This window comes from Pseudomonas oryzihabitans (assembly GCF_001518815.1).
Lineage (GTDB): Bacteria > Pseudomonadota > Gammaproteobacteria > Pseudomonadales > Pseudomonadaceae > Chryseomonas > Chryseomonas oryzihabitans_E.
Window position 1 is genome coordinate 2,162,029 of sequence record NZ_CP013987.1, and the last position, 25,472, is coordinate 2,187,500.

Annotated in this window: 29 protein-coding genes (1 of these 29 running past the window's edge); 15 read left to right on the forward strand and 14 right to left on the reverse strand. The window is 62.2% G+C overall.

The features are described 5' to 3' along the window. Positions 1 to 3: 3 nt before the first annotated feature. The 10 genes from APT59_RS10000 (at position 4) to APT59_RS10045 (ending at position 7,096) form a co-directional block, all read left to right on the forward strand. Positions 4 to 402 (forward strand): DUF6950 family protein, encoded by a 399-nt coding sequence (locus APT59_RS10000; protein WP_059314708.1) that lies wholly within the window; start codon positions 4 to 6, stop codon positions 400 to 402. Beyond that, the gene (locus APT59_RS10005) at positions 402 to 3,335 is read left to right on the forward strand and encodes a phage tail tip fiber protein (RefSeq protein ID WP_059314709.1); all 2,934 of its coding nucleotides are present in this window, start codon (positions 402 to 404) and stop codon (positions 3,333 to 3,335) included. The genes APT59_RS10000 and APT59_RS10005 overlap by 1 nt, the downstream gene beginning before the upstream one ends. After that, entirely contained in the window at positions 3,335 to 3,622 is a 288-nt protein-coding gene (locus tag APT59_RS10010) for a hypothetical protein (RefSeq protein ID WP_059314710.1), read from the forward strand. The genes APT59_RS10005 and APT59_RS10010 overlap by 1 nt, the downstream gene beginning before the upstream one ends. After that, positions 3,619 to 4,326, forward strand: a complete 708-nt coding sequence (locus APT59_RS10015; RefSeq protein ID WP_059314711.1) for a hypothetical protein — start codon at positions 3,619 to 3,621, stop codon at positions 4,324 to 4,326. The genes APT59_RS10010 and APT59_RS10015 overlap by 4 nt, the downstream gene beginning before the upstream one ends. Before the next feature lie 2 nt (positions 4,327 to 4,328). Next, entirely contained in the window at positions 4,329 to 4,877 is a 549-nt protein-coding gene (locus APT59_RS10020; RefSeq protein WP_059314712.1) for a hypothetical protein, read from the forward strand. Between the two features lie 2 nt (positions 4,878 to 4,879). Beyond that, complete coding sequence (locus APT59_RS10025; protein WP_059314713.1) at positions 4,880 to 5,392, forward strand: DUF4376 domain-containing protein; 513 nt, start codon at positions 4,880 to 4,882, stop codon at positions 5,390 to 5,392. Continuing rightward, the gene (locus APT59_RS10030) at positions 5,389 to 5,748 is read left to right on the forward strand and encodes a DUF1353 domain-containing protein (RefSeq protein WP_059314714.1); all 360 of its coding nucleotides are present in this window, start codon (positions 5,389 to 5,391) and stop codon (positions 5,746 to 5,748) included. The genes APT59_RS10025 and APT59_RS10030 overlap by 4 nt, the downstream gene beginning before the upstream one ends. 201 nt (positions 5,749 to 5,949) lie before the next feature. Continuing rightward, positions 5,950 to 6,423, forward strand: coding sequence for a hypothetical protein (locus APT59_RS10035; protein ID WP_059314715.1), 474 nt, complete (start codon positions 5,950 to 5,952; stop codon positions 6,421 to 6,423). Next, positions 6,423 to 6,833, forward strand: coding sequence for a hypothetical protein (locus APT59_RS10040; protein WP_059314716.1), 411 nt, complete (start codon positions 6,423 to 6,425; stop codon positions 6,831 to 6,833). Before APT59_RS10035 ends, APT59_RS10040 begins: the two co-directional genes overlap by 1 nt. Beyond that, positions 6,830 to 7,096, forward strand: a complete 267-nt coding sequence (locus tag APT59_RS10045) for a hypothetical protein (RefSeq protein WP_059314717.1) — start codon at positions 6,830 to 6,832, stop codon at positions 7,094 to 7,096. Before APT59_RS10040 ends, APT59_RS10045 begins: the two co-directional genes overlap by 4 nt. A gap of 31 nt (positions 7,097 to 7,127) precedes the next feature. Here the strand turns inward: APT59_RS10045 and APT59_RS10050 are convergent, their stop codons facing one another. From APT59_RS10050 to APT59_RS10105, 12 genes are all read right to left on the reverse strand, one after another. Further along, positions 7,128 to 7,640 carry a hypothetical protein gene (locus APT59_RS10050; RefSeq protein WP_059314718.1) on the reverse strand — a complete coding sequence of 171 codons (513 nt, stop codon included), beginning with the start codon at positions 7,638 to 7,640 and terminating at the stop codon, positions 7,128 to 7,130. Next, positions 7,633 to 8,697, reverse strand: coding sequence for a hypothetical protein (locus APT59_RS22405; RefSeq protein WP_156428943.1), 1,065 nt, complete (start codon positions 8,695 to 8,697; stop codon positions 7,633 to 7,635). Before APT59_RS22405 ends, APT59_RS10050 begins: the two co-directional genes overlap by 8 nt. A 68-nt stretch (positions 8,698 to 8,765) precedes the next feature. Beyond that, positions 8,766 to 9,275, reverse strand: a complete 510-nt coding sequence (locus APT59_RS10055) for a hypothetical protein (protein WP_059314719.1) — start codon at positions 9,273 to 9,275, stop codon at positions 8,766 to 8,768. 308 nt (positions 9,276 to 9,583) lie between these two features. Then, entirely contained in the window at positions 9,584 to 9,958 is a 375-nt protein-coding gene (locus APT59_RS10060; RefSeq protein ID WP_059314720.1) for a hypothetical protein, read from the reverse strand. A 1,396-nt stretch (positions 9,959 to 11,354) separates the two neighbouring features. Continuing rightward, positions 11,355 to 11,618, reverse strand: a complete 264-nt coding sequence (locus tag APT59_RS10070) for a hypothetical protein (protein ID WP_059314722.1) — start codon at positions 11,616 to 11,618, stop codon at positions 11,355 to 11,357. A gap of 143 nt (positions 11,619 to 11,761) precedes the next feature. Further along, positions 11,762 to 12,664 carry a GTP cyclohydrolase FolE2 gene (folE2, locus tag APT59_RS10075; RefSeq protein ID WP_059314723.1) on the reverse strand — a complete coding sequence of 301 codons (903 nt, stop codon included), beginning with the start codon at positions 12,662 to 12,664 and terminating at the stop codon, positions 11,762 to 11,764. Positions 12,665 to 12,678: 14 nt separating this feature from the next. Further along, entirely contained in the window at positions 12,679 to 13,914 is a 1,236-nt protein-coding gene (zigA, locus tag APT59_RS10080) for a zinc metallochaperone GTPase ZigA (RefSeq protein WP_059314724.1), read from the reverse strand. A 198-nt stretch (positions 13,915 to 14,112) separates the two neighbouring features. Continuing rightward, on the reverse strand, positions 14,113 to 14,847 hold the full coding sequence (locus APT59_RS10085; RefSeq protein ID WP_059314725.1) for an SDR family NAD(P)-dependent oxidoreductase: 735 nt from the start codon (positions 14,845 to 14,847) through the stop codon (positions 14,113 to 14,115). 134 nt (positions 14,848 to 14,981) lie between these two features. Then, positions 14,982 to 15,935 carry a LysR family transcriptional regulator gene (locus APT59_RS10090; RefSeq protein ID WP_059314726.1) on the reverse strand — a complete coding sequence of 318 codons (954 nt, stop codon included), beginning with the start codon at positions 15,933 to 15,935 and terminating at the stop codon, positions 14,982 to 14,984. 92 nt (positions 15,936 to 16,027) lie between these two features. Then, positions 16,028 to 17,548 (reverse strand): tripartite tricarboxylate transporter permease, encoded by a 1,521-nt coding sequence (locus APT59_RS10095; protein ID WP_059314727.1) that lies wholly within the window; start codon positions 17,546 to 17,548, stop codon positions 16,028 to 16,030. Continuing rightward, positions 17,545 to 18,063 carry a tripartite tricarboxylate transporter TctB family protein gene (locus APT59_RS10100; RefSeq protein WP_059314728.1) on the reverse strand — a complete coding sequence of 173 codons (519 nt, stop codon included), beginning with the start codon at positions 18,061 to 18,063 and terminating at the stop codon, positions 17,545 to 17,547. Before APT59_RS10100 ends, APT59_RS10095 begins: the two co-directional genes overlap by 4 nt. Before the next feature lie 28 nt (positions 18,064 to 18,091). Then, positions 18,092 to 19,090 (reverse strand): Bug family tripartite tricarboxylate transporter substrate binding protein, encoded by a 999-nt coding sequence (locus tag APT59_RS10105; protein WP_059314729.1) that lies wholly within the window; start codon positions 19,088 to 19,090, stop codon positions 18,092 to 18,094. A 291-nt stretch (positions 19,091 to 19,381) separates the two neighbouring features. On the opposite strand from APT59_RS10105, the gene APT59_RS10110 reads away from it, so the two are divergent. The 4 genes from APT59_RS10110 to APT59_RS10125 all read left to right on the forward strand — a co-directional run bounded on the left by APT59_RS10110 (position 19,382) and on the right by APT59_RS10125 (position 23,927). Next, positions 19,382 to 20,704 carry an MFS transporter gene (locus APT59_RS10110; RefSeq protein ID WP_059314730.1) on the forward strand — a complete coding sequence of 441 codons (1,323 nt, stop codon included), beginning with the start codon at positions 19,382 to 19,384 and terminating at the stop codon, positions 20,702 to 20,704. Next, positions 20,697 to 21,647: an amidohydrolase family protein gene (locus APT59_RS10115; RefSeq protein ID WP_059314731.1), complete on the forward strand. Its 951-nt coding sequence runs from the start codon at positions 20,697 to 20,699 to the stop codon at positions 21,645 to 21,647. The genes APT59_RS10110 and APT59_RS10115 overlap by 8 nt, the downstream gene beginning before the upstream one ends. Next, the gene (locus APT59_RS10120) at positions 21,644 to 22,657 is read left to right on the forward strand and encodes a 4-hydroxythreonine-4-phosphate dehydrogenase PdxA (protein WP_059314732.1); all 1,014 of its coding nucleotides are present in this window, start codon (positions 21,644 to 21,646) and stop codon (positions 22,655 to 22,657) included. The genes APT59_RS10115 and APT59_RS10120 overlap by 4 nt, the downstream gene beginning before the upstream one ends. 94 nt (positions 22,658 to 22,751) lie before the next feature. After that, positions 22,752 to 23,927, forward strand: a complete 1,176-nt coding sequence (locus APT59_RS10125; protein ID WP_059314733.1) for an L-rhamnonate dehydratase — start codon at positions 22,752 to 22,754, stop codon at positions 23,925 to 23,927. A 48-nt stretch (positions 23,928 to 23,975) separates the two neighbouring features. Here APT59_RS10125 and APT59_RS10130 read toward each other — a convergent pair whose 3' ends face one another. Next, a complete protein-coding gene (locus tag APT59_RS10130; protein WP_059314734.1) occupies positions 23,976 to 24,374 on the reverse strand; it encodes a tautomerase family protein in 399 nt (132 codons plus the stop codon). Between the two features lie 101 nt (positions 24,375 to 24,475). Here APT59_RS10130 and APT59_RS10135 point away from each other — a divergent pair, with 101 nt between their 5' ends. After that, positions 24,476 to 25,366, forward strand: coding sequence for a LysR family transcriptional regulator (locus APT59_RS10135; protein WP_059314735.1), 891 nt, complete (start codon positions 24,476 to 24,478; stop codon positions 25,364 to 25,366). Positions 25,367 to 25,465: 99 nt separating this feature from the next. Here APT59_RS10135 and APT59_RS10140 read toward each other — a convergent pair whose 3' ends face one another. Beyond that, positions 25,466 to 25,472 carry the 3' portion of a UvrD-helicase domain-containing protein gene (locus tag APT59_RS10140; RefSeq protein ID WP_059314736.1) on the reverse strand. Its footprint extends 1,916 nt past the window's final position, so the window shows 7 of its 1,923 coding nt (coding positions 1,917–1,923); the start codon falls outside the window, past its right edge; the stop codon is at positions 25,466 to 25,468.

A 25,472-nucleotide genomic window follows, 5' to 3' on the forward strand; every position in this document is an offset into this window, starting at 1 on the left:
GCGATGCGACATCCCGACTGGACCCTCAAGCTTTCCGACACGATCAAGGCCGCCTCCGAGCGGCCTTTTTCATGGGGCGAGTTCGACTGCTGCACCTTCGCCGCCGACTGCGCCGTAGCGGTGTGCAGTGTCGACCCGGCCGAAGCCTACCGGGGCAAGTACAAGACCGAGCGCGGGGCAAAGAAGGCCATCGTCAAGCGCCACGGCAGTGTCGAGGGCGTGCTGGACGCCTACTTCAGCCGGATCAACCCGGCCTTCATTCAGCGCGGCGACCTGGTGACCTACCAGGGGCCGAACGGCCTGAGCGTGGCCGTGCGCTGGGCAAACGAATACTGGTCCGCCTGTGAGGGTGGAGTCGCGCGCGTCGAGTGCACACCGCAGGCAGCCTGGAGAGTCGAGTAATGGGGCAGGGAGTCAGCAAGGTCGCCCAGGTCGCCATCGGTGCCGTCGTCGGCTTCATGAGCGGCGGCCCCTGGGGCGCTGCCATCGGCGCGGGCCTGGCCCTGTATTCGGCCAACCAACAGGCCAAGCTCAACACCGATACCGCACAGCAGCAGGAGCCATCCGCACAGACCGTCCGCAGCTCCAAGGCGGCGTGCCGCTACCTGCTCGGCCGGGTGAGCACCGGCGGCCTGCTGGCCTGGGCCCAGGAGCAGAAGGGGCCGGAGGGCGACGGCGAGTGGCTGCACCTGGTGTATGTGCTGGCCGAGGGTGCCATTGCCGGCGTGGACCAGATCCTGCTGGGCGAGGAAGACATCAACGCCTACGGCGACAGCGCCACCTTCGAGGTGGTGATCAACCCGACCCAGCCCAATGCCTTCCTGCTGGCCAACTGCCCGGATTGGAAGGATAGCCAGATCGGCCGTGGCCTGAGCTTTGTGCGCCTTTCGCTGCGCTACAGCGCCGAGCGCTTCCCCTCGGGTATCCCGGACGTGCGCTTCATCGTGCGCGGCCGGACCGACATCTACGACCCCCGCAACGGGATCACCGGCTACAGCGAGAACACCGCGCTTCATCTGCTCTGGTACCTACGCGCCCGCTGCAACGTGCCGGACGACGAGATCGTATTCCCCAGCTTCGCGGACGGCGCCAACGTTTCCGAGGAGGTGGTGAGCAACGCCGACGGCACCTCCAGCTCGCGCTACGTGACCTCCTGCGCCATCGGCGCGGATGAGCAGCGCACCCAGGTCCTGCAGAAGCTGGAACAGGCATGCGGCGGCCAGCTGGTGCGCGTGGGCGGCAAGTGGTCGCTGCAGGTCGGCGCCTACTACGGTCCCTACGATTTCACCATCACCGAGGACATGGTGATTGGTACCGTCAGTGGATCCACCGAAGTCAGCAACGACTCGGCGATCAACATCATCCGCGGCACCTTCATGGATCCAGCCCAGGCCTGGGCGGACACCGACTATCCCGAGGTCCGGATTGCTGAGTGGGTGGCTGAGGATGGCGGCGAAGCGGCCGAGACCCTGTCGTTCAGCTACATCACCGACCCGTACCAGGCCCAGCGCCTGGCCAACATGGAACTGCGCCGGCGCCGGGCCGGGGGTACGCTGTCGATCCCGCTGAACTTCAACGGCTACAACTGCCGGCCCGGTCGCGTGGTGCGCGTGAACCTGCCCAGCCTGAACATCGATGGCGAGTTCATCGTCCAGGACTGGACCATGACTGCCACCGGCGGCTGCACGGTCAACGTCTCCCAGTACGATGCCGAGATGTTCGGCGATGCCGTGGGCAAGCCCTACAACCCGATCGGCTTCATCAGCCTGCCCACCGGCGGCATCGGTACGCCTACTGGCCTAACCTGGACGCCTGCGGACAAGGCCGAGGTGAGCCAGGGTGTTCTGTCATGGGTGGCGCCTACCCAAGGGAGCGTGCAGGGCTACGTGGTCACTGTGCGCCAGGGCGCCAAGGCGGTGCAGTCCAAGACGCTGGCGGCTGACTCGCTGCAGATCTCGTTCAACGACCTGCCGGCTGGCAACTACACCATGAGCGTGGCCGCTGTGGGGCCGCTGGCGCGCTCGGGCGAGGTGAGCATCACCGTCAGCATCGATGGCCCGCCGATCCCGGAGAAGGTCGCGGTCTACGCCAACATCGACGCCATCACCCTGGTGCCGAGCAACCCGCTGCACGGCCTCAACGGCGGCACCTACGAATACTGGTTCAGCACCGATCCGAAGGCGACCGCGGACAAGGCTACTTTCCTGGGCCAGGGCCTGAGCTTTACCCACACCGGGCTGGCCTTCTACTCGAACTACTACTACTTCATCCGGACCCGCAACGCCTACGGCGTGAGTGCGTTCCTGAAGGTGAACGCCGCGACCAGCCAGGACGTCGGCGCGATCCTCAACGGCCTCACCGGCAAGATCACCAAGACCCAGTTGGGCGGTGACCTGCTGAAGTCGGTGAACTCGATCGACAGCCTGGTGCCCCTGGTGTGGACCTCCAGCGCCACCTATAAAAAAGGGCAGATCGTCGCCTACACCGATGGTCGGCTCTACAGCTGGAACGGGGATAAAGACGGTAACGAGACGCCCCCAGGGACGAAGTGGGTAGACGCAGGGCAGGGCATCGCCCAGGCCGGCGCCGTGGCTGCTCAGGTGAACAAGAACACCCAGGACATCAGCACGCTGGATGGCCGCGTGAAGGCCCAAGCCGAGAGCGTCAATGGGCTGGTGGCCAGTATCTCGCCGGTAGGTGCCGGTGATGCCGATTGGGGCGCCGGTGATGCCAACGTCTACGCGGGCACCATCACCGTACAGTCGGTAGCCGCGAACGACAATCTGGCCCAGGCGCGCCGCATCGACACGGTGGAATCCACCATCGGCCAGAACGCTGCCGCGGTCCAGGTTACCCAGGAGGCGATCGTCCAGCAGGGCAACTCGCTAAATGGCCTGGCTACACGGATCTCCTCGTCCTACTCCATCAAGACCGAGATCACCGCCAATGGCCAGCGCTACGCCGCGGGCATCGCCCTGGGTGTGGACTACTCAGGCGGAGACGTCATGAGCCAGTTCCTGGTGATGGCTACGCGGTTCGCAGTGCTCAACACCGATGGCACCACGGTCACCTCGCCATTCGTGGTCCAGGGCGGCCAGACCATCATCAACGTGGCGCTGATCGGTGACGGCACGATCACCAACGCCAAGATCGGCAACACCATCCAGTCGAACGACTACGTGGAAGGCCAGACCGGCTGGCGGCTCAACAAGAACGGCAGCTTCGAGATCAACGGCTCGATCGCCGGCGAAGGGCGGTTGAACATCAACAATGTCCGGCTGACGATGTACGACGAGAACAACCGGCTTCGACTGCTGATTGGGAGGCCGTTGTAATGGCGGCCTACGACTTCATCCTCAACGATGCAAGCGGGCGGAGGATCTTGGATCGCGCCCGCTTCGCCCTACGGATCATCCACAGGGGCGTCGTCACCAACCCGACCAACAACTTCACCACGAAGACCTACGACGTGCCCGGGGACCTGGGGTCGCGCTACATGATCTGGGTGCAGGAAGAGAAGCAGGGATATGGCATCCCGGCCTACCGTGTCGATGGCCGACGCGTGACCCTCAACCTGACCGGCAACCAGTCGGCATTGATATTGGCGGTGTCCTTCGGATGAGCTACGCCATTCAGCTGTTCAACGACCAGAACGCCCTGGTGCTCGACGGCCAGAACTCCCTGCTGCACTGGCTTTTCACCGCTCAATACACCGTAGGGGCCAACACCAACAAACCGATCCAGGTGAACTGGCCGCAGGTCGTCACCAGCCAGCAGCCGCCCATGGTCTTTCAGAAGCTGCAGGCCGGCGCCTATGGGTGCGGCAACTTCAGGCAGCTCGGTAGCCCTGGTAACTGGACGGGCATGAGCATCAGCCCTGACATCGTCGGCAGTACCCAGACCTATACCTATTGCGTCGCGGTATTCATGCCGCCACGCAGTTCGGGCGCCTGGGGCGTGCAGATGTGGGATGACCAGGGTGGGCTCATCCTAGACGCTGGCTATCCGCAGATGGTCTTCCAGTACGCCACCCGAACCTATCGGCGCGACGGACCGATAAACCAGTCTGGCTACAACCGCACCTGGTACTGGACTACCACCGAAAACTTCTCGGTCAGCGCCAACAGCTACGTTCTGATTTCAAACTTCACCGGCTATCTGCTCGATGGTGCCGGCGTGGGCAACGTCGCCACCTATGGCTATTTCCGAGCCACCACCACGGTGGCGCAGTACTACCAGAACTACGACATTCTCGGCTCGCCGTCAGGGAATGATCCCTATTTCAACTGGCCGTTCATCTATGCGGTCCCCAGTCATGAGGCCTGACCATGACGCGTGAAGTAATCGACACCACCACGGACCACGGCAGCTACCGGGGCGATCCTGGCCCAACCGCCTTCGGAAAGATCAACTCCAATTTCGAAGAGCTCTACACGGGTATGGACAAGGCCCTGGCCTCGCCTGTGGCGTGCCAGCTCGGAATGTCCGCCAACTACAGCATCGCCAGTGGCGTGGTTCAGGCCATCCCATGGAACACGGAGTTCTTCGATACGGCGTCGATGCACTCAACCAGTTCCAACACCGAGCAGGTCCAGATCGCCAAGGCCGGCTTCTACCTGGTGGCTTGCAACATCCAGTGCGCGGCCAATGCCAACGGCAGCCGTGCCATTCGTCTTCTGAAGAACGGGGCGCTGCTCGCGGGCACCCTAAGCTTTTTCCCTGCCATCAATGGCCGCGCCACCACCTGCAATACCTTCTCGATCGAGCAGCTGGCAGCGGGCGACATCATATCGGCGGCAGCCTTCCAAGACAGCGGTTCAACGATCGTGCTGGAAGCGGCGAACTGCAAATTCTCCATCTACAAGCTGAGTGTCTGACCATGGCTGACAAATGGGTACAGGTAGAGATCGCCGACCTGAGCGTGATTGGCCAGGTGCTGGCGCGGGTTGGCCAGACCGATCCGGAAAAGTCGATGTATGTCCAGGGCATGCTGCAGGTGCAGGGCGTAACCCTGGCAGCACTCAAACGTGCTGTGGCTGCAGTAGACCCCGCGACAATCCGCGCGGAAGGGCTGAAAGCAGACATCAGCGCGCGCCGGTACGCCGAGGAAACGCGCGGGATCACGGTGAGCGGTGTTTCCGTGGCCACTGACCGCGAAAGCCAGGGGCTGATTACCGGCGCTGCATTGGCCGCCACGGTCGATCCGGCCTATGTCTGCCGGTGGAAGACACCCGATGGCTTCGTGGAGCTGGACGCTGCCGCACTGCTGGGCATGGCGGGCGCTATCCGCGCCCATGTTCAGGCCTGCTTCGATCGTGAGGCCGATCTGCTTTCTGCGGTGAAGGATGGCACCTACACCGACGATATGTTGGGAGCGGGCTGGCCGGCATGAACCGATTCCCTGAGCCGCTGCAGGCCGAACTGCAGACCGACCGCAAGACATGGCGCCTCCTGGCGCCATTTTCGTATCTGGACCCAGACCACGGCCTGATCGTGGTGCCGCCGGGCTTCGAGACGGACTTCGCCAGCGTTCCGCGCGTGCCGATCATTTTCGACCTAGTAGGCGCCTACGGTCACGCTGCAGCTGTTCTGCACGACTTCTGTTATCGCAGCCGCCTGCTATCCCGAAAGGACGCCGATGAGGTGTTCTACAACGCCCTGCGGTCGAGCGGTATTGCCCGCTGGCGCGCATGGTTGATGCTCGGAGGCGTTCGACTCTTTGGGGCCGGCCACTACAGCGCTGCCTAAATCCTCACGATCACGCGGAATCCGCTGCGCAGCATCAACACTACCACCATATTCCTCACGATCATGAGGACATCCCAACTACCGAGGATTCCTCGGTAGTTCACCAACCGCTTATTGAGTCCGGCGGCGCCCCCCTAGCTCGCCGGAAATTCCTGCCCACAGACCGCCTCCGAGCGGGCTTTTTTTCGCCTGGAGAAAACCATGGCCCTCGACACTACCCAGACCGGTGCCATTGCTCCGGCCTTCGCGCTGCTGCCCGCCAAGATGGCCGGCAAGCGCGCCACCGTCATGCTGCTGGCCATCGGTCTGCAGGAATCCCGCCTCCAGTTCCGGCGCCAGATCGGCGGCCCGGCGCGGGGGCTGTGGCAGTTCGAGCAGGCCGGCGGCGTCCGTGGCGTGCTGACCCATCCCGCCAGCCGTCCGCACGCGCTGGAGGTCTGCGCTGCTCGCGATGTGGAGCCTACCGCCCCGGCGGTCTATGAGGCCTTGGAGCGCGACGACGTCCTGGCCGCAGCCTTCGCCCGCCTGCTGCTGTGGACCGATCCCAAGCCGCTGCCGGCCCTGGGTCAGGTGCAAGACGCCTGGGATCTCTACGCCCGCGTCTGGCGCCCGGGCAAGCCGCACCCGCAGACCTGGGAGGCGATATACGCCCAGGCACTGGCCGCGGTGCAGTGATGGTCGCGCTGGAGCAGTACAGGGTGGCCATGCTCGCAGTCGCCGTTGTCGTGTTGCTCGCTCTGGGCGGAGTGTTGGGCGGTGGGGTCGCCTATTGGCTCACCGCCGACCACTACCGGCCTATCGTCGAAGGACTGCGCGATGACGTGACGACCTCGGCCAGCACCCTGGCTTCCTGCCGAACCACCAGCAGCACGCTGGAAGGGCAGGTCGGGCAGCAGAACCTGGCGCTGGCAGATCTCCGGCGCGCTATCGACGACCGTGCTGCCAAAGCCCTGGCCGATCAGCAGCTGGCGGCCAAGGCTGCCAGCGAGGACTACCAGGCAGCCAACCGCCTCCAGCAGGAGCGCACCGGGGGTGACCCGGCGTCGGCGGCATCGGCCATCATCGACAAGGAACTAGGCCTATGAGGTGGATCATCGTGGGAATGGTGGTCGCGCTGGCAGGGTGCGCTGGCCAGCCCGTTGCCGAGCCTGAGCCGCGCGTGGTGCGCGTAGAGGTGCCGGTCCAGGTACCGTGCCGGGTGAAGGCGCCGGCAGTGCCGGCCTGGGCGGCGGAAGGGCTGCGCAGGGAGGACAGCTTGGAGGTGAAGGTGAGGGCGCTGTTGGCGGAGCGTCGCCAACGGATCGGCTATGAGCGGGAATTATTAGCGGTAATTGATAGCTGCCAATAAGCGTCCGTAACGCCCTGATCACGGCTGCATTTTATATATCGTTGTCTCTTTCTTGTATTTCTCGTTTACTATGGAGGTCGTCTATGAATTGGTAGTTGGCGTAAATAACGCTGGCTACTGATGAGCACTGTATTAATGTCAAAAAGACGATAAGTCCTGCAGCTGTGGATCTAAGCGGGATGCGGAGCGTTTCGTAGTCAGGGAATCCCGTAATAGCAAGCTTTGCAAAATATATGAGCGTTATGCACATTGCTACGAAACCCGCTTCCATCACACTGCTAACAATGCTTTCTAATCTTCTGGTATCCCGCATGGTTGAGGTAAAGTCTGCGATTTTTATCTTGTCTGGATCTTGAAGTCTTTTAATCGCGTTGGGATACACAAAAGCTATCCAAATCCCCATTATCGTAAAGACCATGCCGGAAACTGCCAGCAAGGTGTTGCAATAGTCTTTGAAGTCTGAGTAGCTAAACTTCGGTTGATAATGGTATGTAAGGATACCTATCAACAGAGAGGCTATTGCCATCACGATAATTTTATGCATTTTCTACTGCCTGACTGGCTAGGAGGTCTTTCCTAATCGGGTCAAGGTATCTTTCCCGGTTTTGCAGTATTTTAGCATATAGATAATCAGCTTTGAAAATGGGTTCGCTTCCATCTTCAATGGAAAGGTTTTCGGTCAGCCTGTACTTACTTGCCCATACAATCCTAGTCGAGTTTTCAACCGCGAATCCGACGTCTTCCCATGTAGGAGAGCTTCCGTCGGTGCCATGCTGCTCGATAATTTCCTTAATCTCACCAGGAGTAGGCTTCGCCTCGATTTTCAGCTCCACTTTTCTAACCGAGTCATTTACGGCTGAAGCAAAAGGTACTTCAAATCGCCTAAAGAACTTGGCAAACCCCCTGCGTTTATCCACATTTTTTATAGAGATGGTTTCCCTTTTTACAATGTGCGTGACTTTCTTGGCTAGTTCAGTGATTTCTGCTGAGGAGGTAGAAAGCGAGGCTATTGAGAGGTCAAACTGGAAATAGTATTTGTAGCTATCTTCGGCGTCAGGAAACTCAATCCGAGTAAAGCCTTTTTCGGTGCTGCTAACTTTAAACTCTGGCAAAGGGACCCTGAAGTTCATGCATCCACTAACCCAGTCCTGAAACATTGTTGAGTCGCAGCGGGAATTTTCGAATTTAATTGATGCAATTACATTGACTTCAGGTATTACCCAGTAATAGCAGGGTCTACCCCAAATCAGCTGCTTATTTGATTTTGTTTTTGTCTGCTCTATGGCTTTCTCGGTGGTTCCGTCAGGATTGACAGTTATCCCGTACAGTGGGCCATTTTTATCTGTATCGCCTTTCCATAAGACCAAAAGGAAGTCGCCAGTTCCGGCGTCGTGATATATTTCATGGCTGTAACACGCGGTTTTATTTCTATTTTTCTTGGGGTCCCATGGATTTGTTGCTTCAAAGTTGCGATCTTCTTTCCAATCTTTTAGTTTAGAAAAAGTGGTTATCAGATCGAGACCTTTCGGCTCGACTCCGTGGTGCCTGTAAAGGCCGCATTTGTTTACGTTGAAGAAATTCAAATGACCGTTCTGAAGCATTCCGGCTCTCCCTATTTGGAATGGTGACGCGGTTCACACTATCATTCGTCTTACCAAACGGAAACTGGCTATCTGCCCAGTAGCTGCACGACGTTCTGTCCATCCCATCGCCCTGCCAACACCATCTCGTAGAGCTGGCCGGCGATCTCTGCTTCGGTCGGCGTGACGAATACCCCGAAGGGTTCCCGCTGGAACATGTCCACCAGGTAGATCCGCCCCTCTCGCTGGCGCGTGAAGCTGCCCACCGGATGGATGCCGAGCTCTGGCCGGACAAATCCGCATCCTGAGCAGCGTGCCCACACGTGGCCGCTTTCGTGGCAGGTGAGGGTGTAACTCAGCTGCAGGTCCCAGCCCCTGGGCCAGGTCGCGTGAATCTCCAACGCATGCTCCAGGCCGGCATCGGCCATCTCACAGTGTTCTACGCATTGCTCCTGGCTGATGACCTTCCGGTCGAACAGTTCGGTGACGAGCTGCAGGCAGACGCTGTGCCACAAGTTCGGGAAGTTCAGGCGCTCATGCTCGTTCTCGAACTGGGCCTTCAGGCTTGGCAGTGAGGGGGTGAGGGGGTCGAAGATCATGACAATATCCATACTGTTCATGCGTACAGTACGGCGCCGTGCTCAGATGTCGAGTGGCTGATGACGAAAGGCAGGGGGATTGGGTGTCGGCAGAACGCCTAAGGAGGGGAAAAGCTGTCTAATAGAAACTCGGCAAACCGCGCCAATACTGGGGCAAATTTGACCAAAGTGGCGAAACCAGATTAGACAGCATTCGAAGCGAAGCCAGGAGCAGAGCGGACTCCAGCGCCTAGACACAACTACTGCTGCAGTATGGGAATGAGGTCTGATTTGGATTATTCCATCCAAGTCAGACCTAAAGGTTCCGACTACGGTTGGCAGTACACTTCCCCACGGCTAAACACGCGGTGAGGGAAAGGTGGAACGGCCTTCTTGGTGTTTGTCTTTTCGAACCCGTTGATCTCCATGATGGCGCAGACAATGGCGCCTATTCCCTTCTTAACGTAGTCAATGTCTTCGCTTGGTACGTTTTCAAGCATAGGAGCGACCAAGAAGGTTATCCCGGCAACCGCTGGGTAGCCCCAGCAGACTGTAGCGGATCGCATATGCGAAAAGGCCGCGGCATTGTTCAAGGCTGGCCAAAGTCGAATATCCGCCCGATCAAGCAATGGAGCGAAATTGCGATATTTCGTCCGGAATTCATCTGCATTTGCTTCGCGGAAATCTGGATAGCTAAGGGTCATGGCGGTCTCTCCTGGCTGATGTGTAGGTACATTATATGCACCTGTACATTCCGTCAATGCGCTTCCGATGTGGTCGGTTCACTAAGTCGCGGATTGCTATTTGGATCACACATCTGTAGCGGACGGTGAGAGTGCGCCAAACCCCGGTTGCTCATTCCAGCGCCTCGCTCGGAGCGTTCGTTTTAGAGTTCCGAAACTCAAAGGCACTATCCAGTAGCCATGCGGGTTGTAGCCGGGTAGTCTTGGAAAAGTATCGGAACGCGAACGTGGGTTTAGACGGCGCTAAGACTGACTTTATGTAACGGTCTTGAAAACCGCCGACTCGCAAGGGTCCCAGAGTTCGAATCTCTGCGCTTCCGCCATCTTCGAAGCCCCGTCCTTACGGGGCTTTTTGCTGTCTGAGGGGTCGGATTTCAAGGGCCGTCGGGCAGGTAGAAAGGAAGGTGTTCCGAAAATATCGCGGAACCGCTTAAACGCCCTGTCATGGATGGAGGCGAGCCCCTGACTCCGATCATCCCGGCAGCCATGGCCCGCAGGGTCCCGTGGTCAGTCTGAAGCGCAGGCGCTGCGCTGGATAGGCGAGCCAAGTGGCGTGGTTGTCCAAGGCTCGAAGGTGCCTGCCTCTTGGGATGAGCAATCAGGGCAACAAGCCTTGACTGCAAGGCGTCGACGACTGACCGGCCACTAGCAGACGCCGCAAGTGGAAGCATTTAGCGCCTATCACGAAGCGACCATGGCGATCACGAAGATGGTAGCCAGGCCAACGCACATCGCGCTCAAAGTGACTGCCAGCAGGCCCTCATCGCTGGATAGCGGTCCTCGGCGAAGAGCTGCGGACCTCAGCGGGGTGCTACTTATCCGATAGTGGGGCCTGGGCTCGAAGAGCGTCACTGTCCTTGTTAACTGATAGCGCAACTGAAATATCCTTTTCAGTCTGGGTGCTGGCCGGTGGGAGCCAGCTATTAGCGGCGATTGTGGCGTCAGCAAAGCTCAACAGCAAGACAATTGCTGATACGCAGGTCCCTATGGCAATCGCGTCGATCACCTTCTGTTCTTTCACAGGCGCATTCATGGGTGGTTGCCTAGCACGGTGTCGACGTCGATTGAGGTGGTCTGACAACTAGATATGGCAGAAGTGCAGATAGCCGTTGATCCCTGGTAACCAACAGCAGCCTTTATCACCGAGCATCTTAGGAAAGGCGTCGTCTTTCAGCGGGATGACGAGGGCGCGGGCGGCGATCGGGACGCAGCCTGGGTGGCTGTCGGGAAAAGACTCGAAGCTACGTTTTGCGGTACTGGAAGCCAGGGCAGCTTATCGATCTCTGGATTCGGCCGAGGTAAGTGGGCAGCGCTCGGGGACGGTAGACGTCACGGGCCTTGCCCTGACCTATACGGACTACAGGGTTTTCTTGTATTCCTTGTCCGCCTTCTTGTCCTCGCGATGCCGCTCCTTGTCGAGGTGGTTATCGGTACGATCTGCTTCGTCGGCGGTGTGGGCAGCACCTTTGTCGACCTCCCTGGCGTCGTCGTGGGCATCCTTACGGGTATCACGCCCGTCCTGACGCACGCTCTTTTCCAGCGGGCTTTCCGCCAGTGCCACGCTGGTACCGAAGGCTCCAAGCAGGGCCAACAGGGCGGCCGCTTTAACAGATGGTCTCATCGGAAACCTCTCCTGAAAGACGAAAGAGGAGCGGCGCCTCTGGTGGGCGCCTCGTTTTTCATTAAAGCGGCAAATACCCGGTATCGACGGACAGACGACGAGTGGCGGCGCTGGAGGCAGAGCCTCTGCGTCTTGCACAGGGATCAGTTGGTTGTCCCGGCCCAGGCTGCGGCATCGTGGGGATGCAGGCTTTCCAGGTGGCGGACGTGGATGCTGACGTCCTGATAGCTGTCGCGCAGGGCGACGAGTAGTCGGCGCGCGGCGTCTTCGACGAACATCAGGTTACTGCCGTTGAGGGCAGCGAAGGCCTGTTCGTCGGCGCGTTTGACGGCGGTTTGTACCGGGGTGCCCAGTGCCTTTTCACAGCGTTCGATCAGGGGCAGCAGACCAAGATCGGCTGCACCCAAAGGTATCCCGACGCGCACCTGTGCCAGGCTGCGCTGGCTGTGGGGTGTGGCTAGGGAGGCATGGCGGCGCAGCCAGCCGGCGACCGTGGCGGGATCCAGTTGGGTAGCAGCCCCATGCTCTTCGAGAAAGGCCCGCTCGATCAGCTGGCGCGACAGTGAGGCCGAGCAGGGGCAGGTGGAGGAGTAGGTGATTTCCACCCGGGCATTGAGCTGAAAGACACCCGCTACCCAGCTGGCGTCCAGGCGCACGGGGTAGCGTCTCCAGCCGCTGAGCTCCGCGGTCACCAGGGCGGGACGACGGACCAGCAGGGCGAAATCCAGGCGCAACCGGGCGGCGCGGGAATCACAGCTGCGGTGGCTGCTGACCATTTCGATCAGCAGCAGGCGCAACCGCTCGGGTGTCAAGGGCGCGTCCGTCCTCAGCCGATCCAGCAACTGGTAGAGCCGGGACATATGGATGCCCTTGGCAGTGGCCGCGGGCAGGTCGACCTGGACATCGGCGCTGGCGGGCAGGAGCCCGCCGAGATCACCTTCGCCGAGGCGAAGAGGGAGATCTATGTGCTGCATACCGACCCAATCGAGCGCGGCGGGCAGGGTAGCGGTCTCGCTGAGGGAGACATCGGGGAGGATGGCATTCATCGACAGGGCTCGGATCAGTGGAGGGCGGAGGCCTGGGGCCAGTCGCTGAAGGGGTTGTGCAGCTTTACCCAGGCTTGGGGGCCAGCGGCGAGCTCGATATCGGTCAACAGGCAGGCGTCCAGCTTGGCGCGCAGGGAGGGTTCGTCCATGTTCATGCCGATGAGTACCAGTTCCTGGCGGGCATCACCGACGCCCTCGTGCCATTTTTCCTTGATGAAGGCGACGGTCTCTTCATCGTCCGGCCACTGCTCGGGTGGTATCGCGGCCCACCAGCGCCCGGCCACGCCATGGCGGGCGACGGCGCCGGCCTGGGACCAGGTGCCGGCATGGGCAGGATGGCTGGCCAACCAGAAGTAGCCCTTCGAGCGCACCACGCCGGGCCATTCCTGCTCGACCAGGGCGAAGAAGCGTTCGGGGTGGAAGGGGCGACGGGCCTGGTAGACGAAGCTTGAGATGCCGTACTCCTCGGTCTCGGGCGTGTGTTCGCCACGCAGTTCCTGCAGCCAGCCCGGTGCCTTGGCGGCTTCGTCGAAGTCGAAGAGGCCGGTCTGCAGTACGCGCTCCAGCGGCACGGCGCCAAAGCTCGCCAATTCCAGGCGCGCGCGGGGATTGAGGCTGCGCAGGATGGCCAGCAGGCGGTCGCGCTCCGCCGGTTCGACCAGATCCAGCTTGTTCACCACCAGGACGTCGCAAAATTCGATCTGCTCGATCAGCAGGTCGACCACGGTGCGCTCGTCTTCCTCGCCGAGTGATTCGCCGCGTGAATCCAGGGAATCACTGGAGGCGTAGTCACGCAGGAAGTTGAAGGCGTCCACCACGGTGACCAGGGTGTCGAGCTGGGCGACATCGCCCAGGCAGCGACCGTCTTCGCCGGCGAAGGTGAAGGTCTCGGCCACCGGCAGGGGTTCGGAAATGCCGGTGGATTCGATGACCAGCTGATCGAAGCGGCCGTCCTGGGCGAGGCGCTCCACTTCCAGCAGCAGGTCTTCGCGCAGGGTGCAGCAGATGCAGCCGTTGCTCATCTCGACCAGCTTTTCCTCGGTGCGTGACAGCTCGGCGCCGCCGTCACGGACGAGAGCGGCGTCGATGTTGACCTCGGACATGTCGTTGACGATGACTGCCACCCGACGGCCCTCGCGGTTGTTGAGAATGTGGTTGAGCAAGGTGGTCTTGCCGGCGCCGAGAAAGCCGGACAGCACGGTGACAGGGAGTTTCTTGCTGGGGAGGTTGGCTTGGATAGTCATGGTCATCACAGATAGAAGAGGCTGTAGGGCGGCTGCATCCCTGGGATAGTAAATTCTGGATTTAACTTACGTTATAACATAACATATATAGTGCGTTAAGCAGGTATTCCTGCCTGGCGTCGAGCCGCTGGCCAAAGAGTCGATAGTGGTTTATTGGCTGCCCGTCACGAGTTTTCGCGGACAGTCTCCAGAACGGGGCGCCGCCTAGACGTGCTGACCGCCGTTGATATGGATCTCGGCGCCATTGATGTAGCAGGAACGTTCGCTGCAGAGGAAGTAGATGGTCTCGGCGACTTCATCAGGGGTGCCCAGGCGTTTGAGCGGGACCTCGGCCTCTACCAGGCCGTCGGTTCCGGGCGAAAGGATGGATGTCGCGATCTCGCCGGGGGCGATGGCGTTGGCACGGACGCCCCGGGGGCCGAATTCATGGGCCAGTTCGCGGGTCAGGGCGGCGAGGCCCGCCTTGGACGCGGCGTAGGCTACCCCGGCGAAGGGATGCACCCGTGAGCCGGCGATGGAGGTGACATTGACGATGCTGCCCTGGGCCGCTTCTAGCTCTGGCAACAGGGCGCGGGCCAGCAGAGCGGTGGAGACCAGGTTGACGTTGAGTACCTGGGTCCAGGTGTCGGCATCCGATGCCAATACTCCGAGGCGGCTGCCATCGGGCCCCTTGGGTGAGATACCGGCATTGTTGACCAGGGCGTGCAGCTTGCCGCTGGGCAGGCGCTCGCGAACGATGGCGACCAGGCGATCGATCTGGGAAAGGTCGGCAAGATCGGCCTGGATATGGGCCTCGCGCGCCTCGGGCCAGGCGCATTCTTCGGAGAACGGTTGACGCGAGACGGTAAGCAGGCGCCAGCCCAGGCTGCGGAACAGCTTGACGGTGGCGTGGCCGATCCCGCGGCTGGCGCCGGTGAGCAGCATGATGCGCTGGGTCATGGGCGACCCCGGCAGGGAGCAAGGTGGGCGAGAGGCGACAAGGCGAGCATGGTGGTTGGCTCCGGCGTCTGGCAGGCCGGTTCACTATGCCCAAGCTGGGTGGGTGGGGCAATCAATGGACCCGCACCACTCGCTCAGCCTTCGTCCTGGCGCAAGCGTCCATGCTCGCTGCGCACCGCCGCCATGAAGGTCTGCATGGCCGAGGATTGCACCCGATGGCGCCGCCGGATCAGCCCATAGGGTGGCAGCCGGGGTTCGAAGGCGATGGGCAGCACGGCCAGGAGATGCCGACCGGGGTAGTCGTTGACCACCGACAGCGGTGTGACGCCCAGCATGTCGGTCTGCTGCAGTAGGGCCAGCAGGGTCATGATGGACGTGGTCTCGACGATGCTGCCGGGGATGTCTACCCGGGCATCGTGGAAAGCCTGGTTGATGATGGCCCTCATGGGGCTGGGATGCTGCTGCAGCACCCAGGTGTGCTCCTGCAACGCGCCCCAAGTGAGGTGCGTGGCCTGGGCCAGGGGATTCTGCGCCCCGGCGATCACGCAGAGCACCTCTTCGCCGAGGCTGTCGAACAGCAGCTCCTCGGCGCGGGCCCCGGTGGGAATGCGACCCAGCACCACGTCCAGCTGATCCTGCAGCAGCGCCTGGACCAGCACATCGCTGGTGTCCACCTGGATCGACATGGACAGCCGCGGATGACTCTGCTTGAGCGTGGCGATGGTACGGGTCAGCAGCCCCGAGGCCAGCGCCGGGATGGCACCTACCGCGACCCGGCCGAGATTGCCCGATTCCAGGGCGACCAGTTCTTCGCGCATGCCCGACAGCTCGGCGAAGACCATCCGCGCGTAGTAGATCACCGTCTCGCCGAACGCGGTGGCGCGCATGCCTCGTGGCAGGCGCTCGAACAGGCCCACCCCCAGCAGGCTCTCGATCTCGTGGAGCATCTTGGTGGCGGCCGGCTGGGTCATGCCGATGTCGTCGGCCGCGCGGCGCAGCGAACCGAATTCGGCCAGCGCCAGCACCAGCCGCAATTGGCGCAGGCGCAGACGGCTATGGATGGTGTGAGCGTCGGGAATGCGGGTCATGCTGGCCAACCGGGGTGCGGGGGAGCCGGCTAGGGTAGCGCATGAGTCAGTGCCTGACGCGGGCGGTACTCGCCCACGCCAGGCCGGCGCATTCACGAGGGGCGCACCTTGGCCCGTGGCTGGCCCAGGCGCAGCGCCTGGAGTCCTCGCGCCAGCAGGGGCCAGCAGAGCATCAGCAGAGCGGCTGTGGTCAGGCTGCCCACCAGCGGGTTGGACCAGAAGATGCCCAGCTGGCCGTCGGAGAACAGCATCGATTGACGGAAGGCGTCCTCGGCCTTGTCGCCCAGTACCGCGGCCAGTACCAGCGGGGCGATGGGATAGCCGAGCTTCTTGAAGGCATAGCCAAGAATGCCGAAGCCGAGCATCAGCCAGACGTCGAACAGGCTGTTGTGCACCGAATAGGCGCCAATCACGCAGACGGTAAAGATGATGGGCGCGATGATGCAGAAGGGAATGCGCAGGATGGCAGCGAACAGCGGTACCGTCGCCAGCACCACGATCAGGCTGACCACGTTGCCCAGGTACATGCTGGCGATCAGGCTCCAGACGAAGTCGTGCTGTTCGGCGAACAGGGTTGGCCCGGGGTGCAGGCCCCAGATCATCAGGCCGCCCAGCATCACCGCCGCGGTGGCCGAACCGGGAATGCCCAGGGTCAGCATGGGCAGCAGGGCGCTGGTGCCGGCGCTGTGGTCGGCGGTCTCCGGAGCGATCACCCCTTCCAGTTCGCCCTTGCCGAAGCCTTCGGGATTTTTCGAGAAGCGCCGCGCCAGGCTGTAGCTCATGAAAGAGGCGGCGGTCGGGCCACCCGGGGTCACCCCCATCCAGCAGCCGACCAGGGCGCTGCGCAGCCAGGTTAGCCAGTAGCGTGGCAGCTGCTTCCAGGTGCCGAGCACGGTTCGCAGGGTGATCCGTGCCTGCTCGCCGCGAAAGACCAGGCCTTCCTCCACGGTGCAGAGGATCTCGCCGATACCGAACAGCCCGATCACCGCCACCTCGAAGCTGATGCCCGAGAGCAGCGCCGGCTGGTCGAAGGTCAGGCGCAGATTGCCGGACACCGTATCCATGCCCACTGCGGCCATGGCGAAACCGATCATCATGGCCGCCACCGTCTTCAGTGGCGGATTCTTGCTCATGCCGATGAAGGTGCAGAAGGCCAGCAGGTAGACGGCGAAGAATTCCGGCGAACTGAATTCCATGGCGAAGGCGGCGATACGGCTGGAGAGAAAGGTCAGCAGCAGCACCCCGACCAGGGCGCCCAGCAGTGCCGAGGTGAAGGCCGCCGTGAGAGCCTCCCCGGCGCGCCCCTGGCGGGCCAGGGGGTAGCCGTCGAAGGTAGTGGCCACCGAGGAGGGTTCGCCGGGGATGTTGAACAGGATGGAGGTGATGGAACCACCGAACAGCGCGCCCCAGTACATGCAGGAGAGCAGGATGATGGCCGAGGTGGGGCTCATGGTGAAGGTCAGCGGCAGCAGCAGTGCGACGCCGTTGGGCGCGCCCAGGCCGGGCAGCACGCCCACCAGGATGCCGAGCAGTACTCCGATCACCATCAGGCCAATGTGCTGGAAGGACAGGATCATGCCCATCCCATGCATCAGGGAATCCAATTCGCTCATGACATTGTCCTCAGCAGGCGGGCCAGATCGGCCAGGGGACCGGCGTCCAGCGGTACCTTGAACCAGAGGGCGAAGATCAGATAGCTGGCCAGGCTCACCCCGCCGGCAGTGGCCAGGATCTGCAGCACGCCATAGCGCCGTTGCCGCTGGCGATCCCGCGCCATGAACCAGGCGATGAACAGAAAGGCCGTCAGATAGAGACCCAGCAGGGGCAGGGCGGCGACGAAGGCCAGCATCGGCAAAAAGACCCGGAGCACCTGCCCAAAGGCCGCGCGCTCGACGAAAGAGGTACGCAACGCCTGCCAGCGCCATAGCGCCTGTAGCGCGGTGGCCAGGCTGGCCAGGGTCAGCAGCAGGCCGATGTAGAAGGGGAAGTAGCCCGGTTCCGGGCCCGCATCGCCCCAGCCGATGCCCTGTTCCAGGCTACCGAACATCACGATACCGCCGAGCCCGGCGGTGAAGGCCGCCAGGCCCAGTTCCACCCAGCGGGTGGTGATCAGGGAATCTCCGGCCATGGCCGTCTCTCCTGTGTCGTTGCGCCGATCAGCGCTTGAGCCAGCCGGCTGCCTCGAATACCGGGGTGACCCGAGCGGTGTCCTGGGCGATGTAGTCCTGCAGCGCCTGGCCTTCGAGGAAGGTCGGCACCAGGGCATTGCGCTCGATGTAGGCCTTGAACTCCGGCGTCTGGCTCACCTTGCGCAGGAGCTCCACATAGAAGGCGCGTTGCTCCTCGCTGACTCCGCCCGGCAGCAGCACGGTGCGCGGGAAACGGTACTGGTCGATGCCCAGGCCCTGCTCCTTGCAGGTGGGTACGTCGGACCAGGCCTGGGTGTCGGTGACCTTGGCGGTGTAGCCCATGCGCGTCTGGCTGAACACGCAGAGCGGTACCACCTGACCGCCACGCCATTGGCTCAGGCTCTCGCTGGGATTGTTGACGTTGGAGGTGATGTGCTTGCCAGCCAGCTGGGTCGCGGCTTCGCTACCGCTCTTGAACGGAATGTAGGTGAGCTTGGTGCCCTCGGTGCGGTTGAGCAGCAGGGTCAGGGTCTGATCTACGTCCTTGGACTGGCTGCCGCCCATACGCTTGCCGGCCGGGTCCTGCTTGATGGCATCGACATAGCCACGGGCGTCCTTCCAGGGCGCATCGGCGTAGGTCCAGAGGATGAAGTCGTCTTCGGCGATGGCCGCCACCGGTGTGAGGTCGTCGAGCTGGTAGCCCAGCTTGGCGGTTAGGGGGAGCAAGTAGACATTGTTGGTGGCGATGACCAGCTTGTCCGCCTCGCCCTTGGCCAGCTTCATTTCCAGAAAGGCTTCAGCGCCATTGCCGCCGCCCTTGTTGAACACCACGGTGCTGGCGTCCAGCAGCTTGTGCTGGGTGATGATCGACTGGATCAACCGACCGAGCTGGTCGGTGCCGCCACCGGGACCACCCGCGACGACGATCTCGACCTTGCCTTCCGGCTGCCAGGCGGCGTGGGCCAGGGGCACTACCGTAGCGGCGAGATACAGGGGAAGGGTGGCTAGCAGGGAAGGGCTGCGCATGGGACTACCTCTTTCTTGTCGTTGTTGTCGGTGGCCGAGTGTGCGCAGCCCAAGGCGTTCGCGACCACTCAAAAATAGGCATGCACCGATAGCCTGGAGTTATGCCATATGGGCAGGAGCGCTGGCTGGTGCGTGGTAGAGCGCCTAGGCAGGATACGGTCGCCTGACCTATATCCTGGGGCTATACGCCTATGCGCAGATTTGATTAGACGGTTATCGGCCTACGCCAGATAGTCGATCTCGCCAGCCGGCAGCTGAACACCCATAACAAGAATCCCAGGGGTCCACGCCATGCTCTCGACATCTCGCACCAGCCGCCATGAGGACGCCGCTGTCCTTCCCACGGCCCTGCAGCCCTCCCGGGTCCGCTGGCGCATCTTCGCCATCATCTTTGGCCTAACCGTCATCAATCTGGTGGATCGTGTTTCCCTGTCCATTGCCATGCCTACCATCGCCCGCGAGTTCCAGCTGACGCCCGCCATCCAGGGGCTGATCCTCAGCAGTTTCTTCTGGGCCTATGCGCTCCTGCAGATTCCCGGTGGCTGGCTGATCGACCGCTACGGCCCACGCCGGGTCATCGGCTGGTCCACCGGCCTCTGGGGCGTCTTCCAGACCGTCGCAGCCTTCGCCACTGGCGGGCTGTCGCTGATCTTCGCCCGCGTGGCCCTGGGCGCCGCCGAAGCTCCCCTGTTTCCCGCTGGCGGCAAGCTCAATTCCCTGTGGCTGGCGTCCAGCGAACACGGCCGTGGCGCGGTATTGATGGACTGCGGCGGTCCCCTGGGCGTGGCCCTGGGTGGTCTGCTCATCGCCTACCTGATCGCCGTCTTCGGCTCCTGGCGCACCGCCTTCTTCATCGCCGGTATCGCGACCCTGGCCATGGCCTGGCTCGCCTGGCGCTATCTCAGGGACGATCCGGCAATCCATCCGGGCGTGAATGCCGCCGAGCTCGCGCGTATCAACGAAGGCCGCAGCACCTCCGTGGCTCAGGCGGCCAAGGCCGGTGCGCAAGGGCTGGGCATCGCCCGCCGCTCCCTGGCGGGCATCCTGCTCGGTCGCGCCAGCTGGGCCATGGTGTTCTTCGGCCTGCTCACCTGGGGACCGAGCTACCTCGCCCAGGCCCGGGGATTCGATATCAAGGGCATCGGCGCTGCCACCTTCGTCATCTTCCTCTGCGGCGCGGCCGGGTCCCTGGTGGGCGGCTTCCTCTGCGACCTGCTGGTGCGCAAGGGCGTGCGTCGCGGGCTGGCGGCCAAGGGTTTGCTGTCCTGCTCCGGGCTGGTAGCGCTGCTGGCTTTTCTGCTGCTGCCGCAGTTGACCGATCCCTACGCTGCCGTGGCGCTGCTGTCGCTGACTGCCTTCTTCCTCATGTGGGGCAGCCTCTACTGGAGTTTCCCGGCGTTACTGGCGGCGCCAGCGCGAGTGGGTCTGATCGGCGGAGTGATGAATCTGGCCGGCAGTCTCGGCGGTATCGCCGTGCCCATCCTGGTCGGCCTCTTGCTGCAACATCTGGGCGGCTATCCGGCGGTACTGGGCTTCTTCGCCCTCTGCTCGGGCCTGTTCATCCTCGGCACCCTGCTGATCGCCCTGGACGAGCGGGAGGTGCAACATGGCTGAGCTCTACAGTGGTCCCATCATCGACGCTCACCATCATTTCTGGGAGCCCGAGCGCAACTTCCATCCCTGGCTGTCCGGGGCCGAGACCATTTCCTTTCGTTACGGCGACTACAGCGCCATCAAGGGCGACTACCTGCCGGAGCACTATTTCGCCGACGCCGCCGGTCACAATGTGGTCCAGACCGTCTACGTCGAGACCGAATGGGATCCGCGCGATCCCCTGGGCGAAACCCGTTACATCCACGAGCTGGCGCAGCGCCATGGCGTGCCCAATGCCGTGGTCGCCCAGGCCTGGCTGGATGCTGAAGACGCTGCCGACCTGCTGGCTGACCAGGCTGCCTTCGAGCGTGTGCGCAGCGTGAGACACAAGCCAGGCGGTCCGACTTGCCTGGCCGAGGTAGGTAGCCAGTGCACCCTGATGAGCGACGACCGCTGGCGCCGTGGCTATGCCGAACTGCAGCGCCACGGCCTGCACTTCGATCTGCAGACGCCCTGGTGGAATCTCGACGAGGCCGGACGCCTGGCCCGGGATTTTCCGGCCATCCAGTTGATCCTCAACCATACGGGGCTGCCGTCCGATCGCAGTCCTCAGGGTCTGGCCGCTTGGCGAGCGGCCCTGGCACGCCTGGCCGAGTGGCCCAACGTGGCGCTGAAGATCTCAGGGCTCGGCCTTGCAGGCCAGCCCTGGCGCGTCGAAGACAACGCCTGGATCGTCCGCGAGGCCATCGCCATCTTTGGCCCGGAGCGCGCCATGTTCGCCAGCAACTTTCCCGTCGACCGCCTGTGCGGCAGCTACGACACCATCATCGGTGGCTTCAAGCGTCTGGTCGCGGACCTGCCCGCACCGGCCCAGCGCCACCTCTTCCACGACACCGCCCAGCGCCTGTATCGCCCCGTGGCCGACGTCATTCGCCTGGACACCTATCTGAGGACCTCCGCATGAGCAATCCCACCCTTCCTCGCCTGGCCATGGTATTGGGCGATCCTGCCGGCATCGGCCCCGAATTGATCGCCCGGCTGCTAGCTGATCCCGAAGTACGTAGCCGCGCCCGCGTGGTGCTCATCGCCGACGAGGACGAAGCCCGTACGGGCATGCGCATCGCCGGCTGCGAATTTCCCTATCGGCGCATCGACAGCCTCGAGGCCCTGAATTTTCAGGACGACATACCCTTGCTGTATCCCTATCGCGGCGCTGCCGAAGGTGCCTTCGCGCGCAGTGAAGCCAGCATCGTCGGTGGCCGCTACAGCCTGGATACCCTGGCTGTCGCGCTCGACCTGACCCAGGCCGGTCATACCGACGCCATTCTCTTCGGCCCGCTGAACAAGACCTCCCTGCACCTGGCGGGTATGGGCCACAACGATGAGCTGCATTGGTTCGCCGAGCACCTGAGATACCAGGGACCGTTCTGCGAATTCAATGTGCTGGATGATCTCTGGACCTCGCGCGTGACCTCCCATGTCGCGCTCAAGGAGGTTCCCGGCCTGCTCAGCCAGGAAAGAGTGATCGAGGCCATCCAGCTGATCGACAACGAACTCAAGCGCAGCGGTCTGGCTCGGCCACGCATCGGCGTTTGCGGACTCAATCCGCACAATGGCGACAACGGCAGCTTCGGTCGCGAAGAGCTGGACCTGATCGGCCCGGCGGTGGAACGCGCCAAGGCGCTGGGTATCGCTGCCGACGGTCCCTATCCGGCCGACACCATCTTTCTCAAGGTTCAGGGCGATGCTCGCGCCTTCGACGCCGTGGTGACCATGTACCACGACCAGGGCCAGATCGCGATCAAGCTCATGGGCTTCTCGCGTGGCGTCACGGTGCAGGGTGGCCTGCCCATTCCCATCGCGACCCCCGCCCACGGGACGGCCTTCGACATCGCCGGCCAGGGGCGCGCCAACGTCGGCGCCACGCGCCAGGCCTTCGAGATCGCCTGTCGCCTGGGTAGCTCCCGCTACTGAGTTATACCGAGGCGCTCAAAGGCGCTTTCCGAATTCGCCGAACCGGCTTGAAGCGCCGGCAGGCCTCGCTCATCCCCGGAAAAGGAACCGCACCATGAAAATTACCAGCGTCCGTACCCGCGTCTTCGAATGGAAAGGCAAGGTCGTCCCGCCCCAGGCGCACTTCTGCACCAATGCCACTGACATCCTTTATGAGCGCGGCGACGCCATGGGCTCTTTCCGCTTCCATGGCTGGTTGGTCGTGGAAATAGAGACCGACAGCGGCCTGGTCGGCCTGGGCAACTGCGCCCTCGCCCCACGAGTGGCCAAGGAGATCATCGACCTGTACCTAACGCCCATCGTGATGGGGCAGGACCCCTTCGACAACGAATACCTCTGGCAGAAGATGTACCGTCGCACCCACGCCTGGGGCCGCAAGGGCATCGGCATGGCCGCCATTTCCGCCGTCGACCTGGCGCTCTGGGACTTGATGGGCAAGGCCGTCAACAAGCCGGTGTTCAAGCTGCTGGGCGGCCGCACCAAGGAGAAGATTCCCTGCTACGCCTCCAAGCTCTACGCCAACGACAACCTGGATCTGTTCCTGGAGGAAGCCCAGGGCTATCTCAGTCAGGGCTTCGACGCCCTCAAGATGAGATTTGGCTACGGTCCCAAGGATGGCCCTGCCGGCATGCGGCGCAACATCGAGCAGGTGCGTGCCCTGCGCGAACTGGCTGGTCCCGACGTCGACATTATGCTGGAGTGTTACATGGGCTGGACGCTGGAATACGCCCGCCGCATGCTGCCCAAGCTGGTGGAATTCGAACCGCGCTGGCTGGAAGAGCCGGTCATCGCCGATGACATCGAAGGCTATGTCGAACTCAAGAAGATGGGCCTCATGCCCATCTCCGGCGGCGAGCACGAATTCACCTCCTACGGCTTCAAGGACCTGCTCGAACGTCGTGCCGTGGACGTCATCCAGTACGACACCAACCGCGTTGGCGGCATTACCGCCGCCCGCAAGATCAACGCCCTGGCCGAAGCCTGGTCGGTCCCGGTCATTCCTCACGCCGGCCAGATGCACAACTACCACCTGACCATGGCCAGTACCGCCTCGCCCATGGCCGAATTCTTCCCGGTCTTCGACGTGGAAGTGGGCAACGAGCTCTTCTACTACGTGTTCAAGGGCGAACCTCAGCCGGTCGGCGGCTACCTGCAGCTCGACGACGACAAACCCGGCTTGGGCCTCGAGTTGTCGGAGGAACATCTCAAGGACTTCGATGTGATCGAATAAGGTCTGGGCACGCAGCCGCCTCGGGGAAGGCGGCTGTCGTCTGGCAGGCTAGACCCCAGCCTGCTGGTGCCGCCATTCCTGGCTCCGGCCACCATAGCCATAAGCTGTCGCTCGGGCGTCGATTAGATGCACATAGCAGAGGTCATGCAAGTCGGGCCTCAACTTTGCCATGGCCGACTGTACCTCGCGCAGGAAGCGCGCCTTTTCGCCTTTGGTATTGGTCTCGTCGGTGATGCTGATGTCGAGATGGAAGGCACTGCCGCCGAGCGTTGCCAGCGACTGTCCGCCAAGAAACCAATCCGTATCTGGAACGTAATGAACAGTGGTTGCCATGACGTCGGGGCGCTTGCCTAGGTAGTCCGCAACAAGACCATTTATAAGCAGCACCGCACGTTGGGCGGCATCTTCGTCACGGTCGCCAGACAGATGAAGCGTGATATGGGGCATTGAGTATCTCCTCGAGTTGAGGGTTCTACTCTGAACATTATGCTTGCAGCGGAAAAGCGGGAAGGTAAAGTGTTATCCATCGGCTTTAGGAATGGATAACCATGCAGGGTTTCGATCTAGAACATCTTCGTACCCTGGTCATGGCAGCTGATGCCGGTAGCCTTTCCGCAGCCGTACCCTTGCGCTGTCTCTCGCAGTCGGCGCTGAGTGAGCAGTTGCGCAAGCTGGAAGAGCGCGCTGGTCAGTCTTTGCTGATTCGTAGCAAAAGTGGAGTAAGGCCTACCGCCGCAGGCGAACGTCTGCTGGCTCATGCCAGGCCTCTATTAGCGCTAGCCGATGCGGCATGGCGCGATCTCCACGAGACTCCTCTTGAAGGCGAAGCTTGCCTGGGGGTGACGGACTATTTCCGTCCGGCCGAACTCACGCGCCTGCTGGCTCGCCTCCATCAGCAACTGCCTCGCCTGCGCTTACGTACGCGGATAGGCAGGAGTGACGAGCTTGAAGCTGCACACCGCGATGGTGAGCTGGATCTGGCTATCGTGATGAGCCTCAAGGCCAAGCAAAAGGCTGCTGCGGCCGGGGTGAGGGTCAGTCTTTTGCATCAGGAAGCACTGGTTTGGGTGACTTCCTTGGGCAAGGAGCTGATAGAAAAAGGGCGGCCGCTACCCCTGGCACTATTGCCGGAAGGTTGCTCCCTGCATCGATTGGCGTGTAGCCGCCTTGAGGCCGAAGGAATTCCCTATACGGTCAGTCATATCGCTTCAGGGGTTACAGGTCTGCAGGCCGCCCTACACGCAGGGCTTGGTATCGCTTGCCTGAACACGTCAGCCGTCGTAGGGCAGGGCCTGCATTTGCTGGAAAAGGGCGTTATGCCTGAGCTGCCTACCGCTCAGTTCCTCATGCTGCAGTCGCGGCAGGAAACCGACGATTCGCCCCGGTCGCGACGACTGCAAGTCTTGGGCGACACTATCGCCTCAAGCATGCTTGGCTAAAGATAGAGATTCGTCGACTTGTGGTCACTAGCGATCAACACGTTCAGATCACGGGTACTATCTTGGCGGCAGACAAAAGTGTCTGCCGCGACATCTGGCTCAGCCT

Coding starts and splice junctions, on each gene's coding strand:
- APT59_RS10090 (WP_059314726.1), bottom strand. CDS start 15,935: ATGACCCGCATTCCCGACGCTCACACCATCCATAGCCGTCTGCGCCTG.
- APT59_RS10125 (WP_059314733.1), top strand. CDS start 22,752: ATGAAAATTACCAGCGTCCGTACCCGCGTCTTCGAATGGAAAGGCAAG.
- APT59_RS10010 (WP_059314710.1), top strand. CDS start 3,335: ATGGCGGCCTACGACTTCATCCTCAACGATGCAAGCGGGCGGAGGATC.
- APT59_RS10130 (WP_059314734.1), bottom strand. CDS start 24,374: ATGCCCCATATCACGCTTCATCTGTCTGGCGACCGTGACGAAGATGCC.
- APT59_RS10100 (WP_059314728.1), bottom strand. CDS start 18,063: ATGGCCGGAGATTCCCTGATCACCACCCGCTGGGTGGAACTGGGCCTG.
- APT59_RS10095 (WP_059314727.1), bottom strand. CDS start 17,548: ATGAGCGAATTGGATTCCCTGATGCATGGGATGGGCATGATCCTGTCC.
- APT59_RS10000 (WP_059314708.1), top strand. CDS start 4: ATGCGACATCCCGACTGGACCCTCAAGCTTTCCGACACGATCAAGGCC.
- APT59_RS10025 (WP_059314713.1), top strand. CDS start 4,880: ATGGCTGACAAATGGGTACAGGTAGAGATCGCCGACCTGAGCGTGATT.
- APT59_RS10005 (WP_059314709.1), top strand. CDS start 402: ATGGGGCAGGGAGTCAGCAAGGTCGCCCAGGTCGCCATCGGTGCCGTC.
- APT59_RS10105 (WP_059314729.1), bottom strand. CDS start 19,090: ATGCGCAGCCCTTCCCTGCTAGCCACCCTTCCCCTGTATCTCGCCGCT.
- APT59_RS10085 (WP_059314725.1), bottom strand. CDS start 14,847: ATGACCCAGCGCATCATGCTGCTCACCGGCGCCAGCCGCGGGATCGGC.
- APT59_RS10040 (WP_059314716.1), top strand. CDS start 6,423: ATGGTCGCGCTGGAGCAGTACAGGGTGGCCATGCTCGCAGTCGCCGTT.
- APT59_RS10110 (WP_059314730.1), top strand. CDS start 19,382: ATGCTCTCGACATCTCGCACCAGCCGCCATGAGGACGCCGCTGTCCTT.
- zigA (WP_059314724.1), bottom strand. CDS start 13,914: ATGACCATGACTATCCAAGCCAACCTCCCCAGCAAGAAACTCCCTGTC.
- APT59_RS10015 (WP_059314711.1), top strand. CDS start 3,619: ATGAGCTACGCCATTCAGCTGTTCAACGACCAGAACGCCCTGGTGCTC.
- APT59_RS10045 (WP_059314717.1), top strand. CDS start 6,830: ATGAGGTGGATCATCGTGGGAATGGTGGTCGCGCTGGCAGGGTGCGCT.
- APT59_RS10055 (WP_059314719.1), bottom strand. CDS start 9,275: ATGATCTTCGACCCCCTCACCCCCTCACTGCCAAGCCTGAAGGCCCAG.
- APT59_RS10035 (WP_059314715.1), top strand. CDS start 5,950: ATGGCCCTCGACACTACCCAGACCGGTGCCATTGCTCCGGCCTTCGCG.
- APT59_RS10050 (WP_059314718.1), bottom strand. CDS start 7,640: ATGCATAAAATTATCGTGATGGCAATAGCCTCTCTGTTGATAGGTATC.
- APT59_RS10120 (WP_059314732.1), top strand. CDS start 21,644: ATGAGCAATCCCACCCTTCCTCGCCTGGCCATGGTATTGGGCGATCCT.
- APT59_RS10030 (WP_059314714.1), top strand. CDS start 5,389: ATGAACCGATTCCCTGAGCCGCTGCAGGCCGAACTGCAGACCGACCGC.
- APT59_RS10020 (WP_059314712.1), top strand. CDS start 4,329: ATGACGCGTGAAGTAATCGACACCACCACGGACCACGGCAGCTACCGG.
- APT59_RS10070 (WP_059314722.1), bottom strand. CDS start 11,618: ATGAGACCATCTGTTAAAGCGGCCGCCCTGTTGGCCCTGCTTGGAGCC.
- APT59_RS10060 (WP_059314720.1), bottom strand. CDS start 9,958: ATGACCCTTAGCTATCCAGATTTCCGCGAAGCAAATGCAGATGAATTC.
- APT59_RS22405 (WP_156428943.1), bottom strand. CDS start 8,697: ATGCTTCAGAACGGTCATTTGAATTTCTTCAACGTAAACAAATGCGGC.
- APT59_RS10135 (WP_059314735.1), top strand. CDS start 24,476: ATGCAGGGTTTCGATCTAGAACATCTTCGTACCCTGGTCATGGCAGCT.
- APT59_RS10115 (WP_059314731.1), top strand. CDS start 20,697: ATGGCTGAGCTCTACAGTGGTCCCATCATCGACGCTCACCATCATTTC.
- folE2 (WP_059314723.1), bottom strand. CDS start 12,664: ATGAATGCCATCCTCCCCGATGTCTCCCTCAGCGAGACCGCTACCCTG.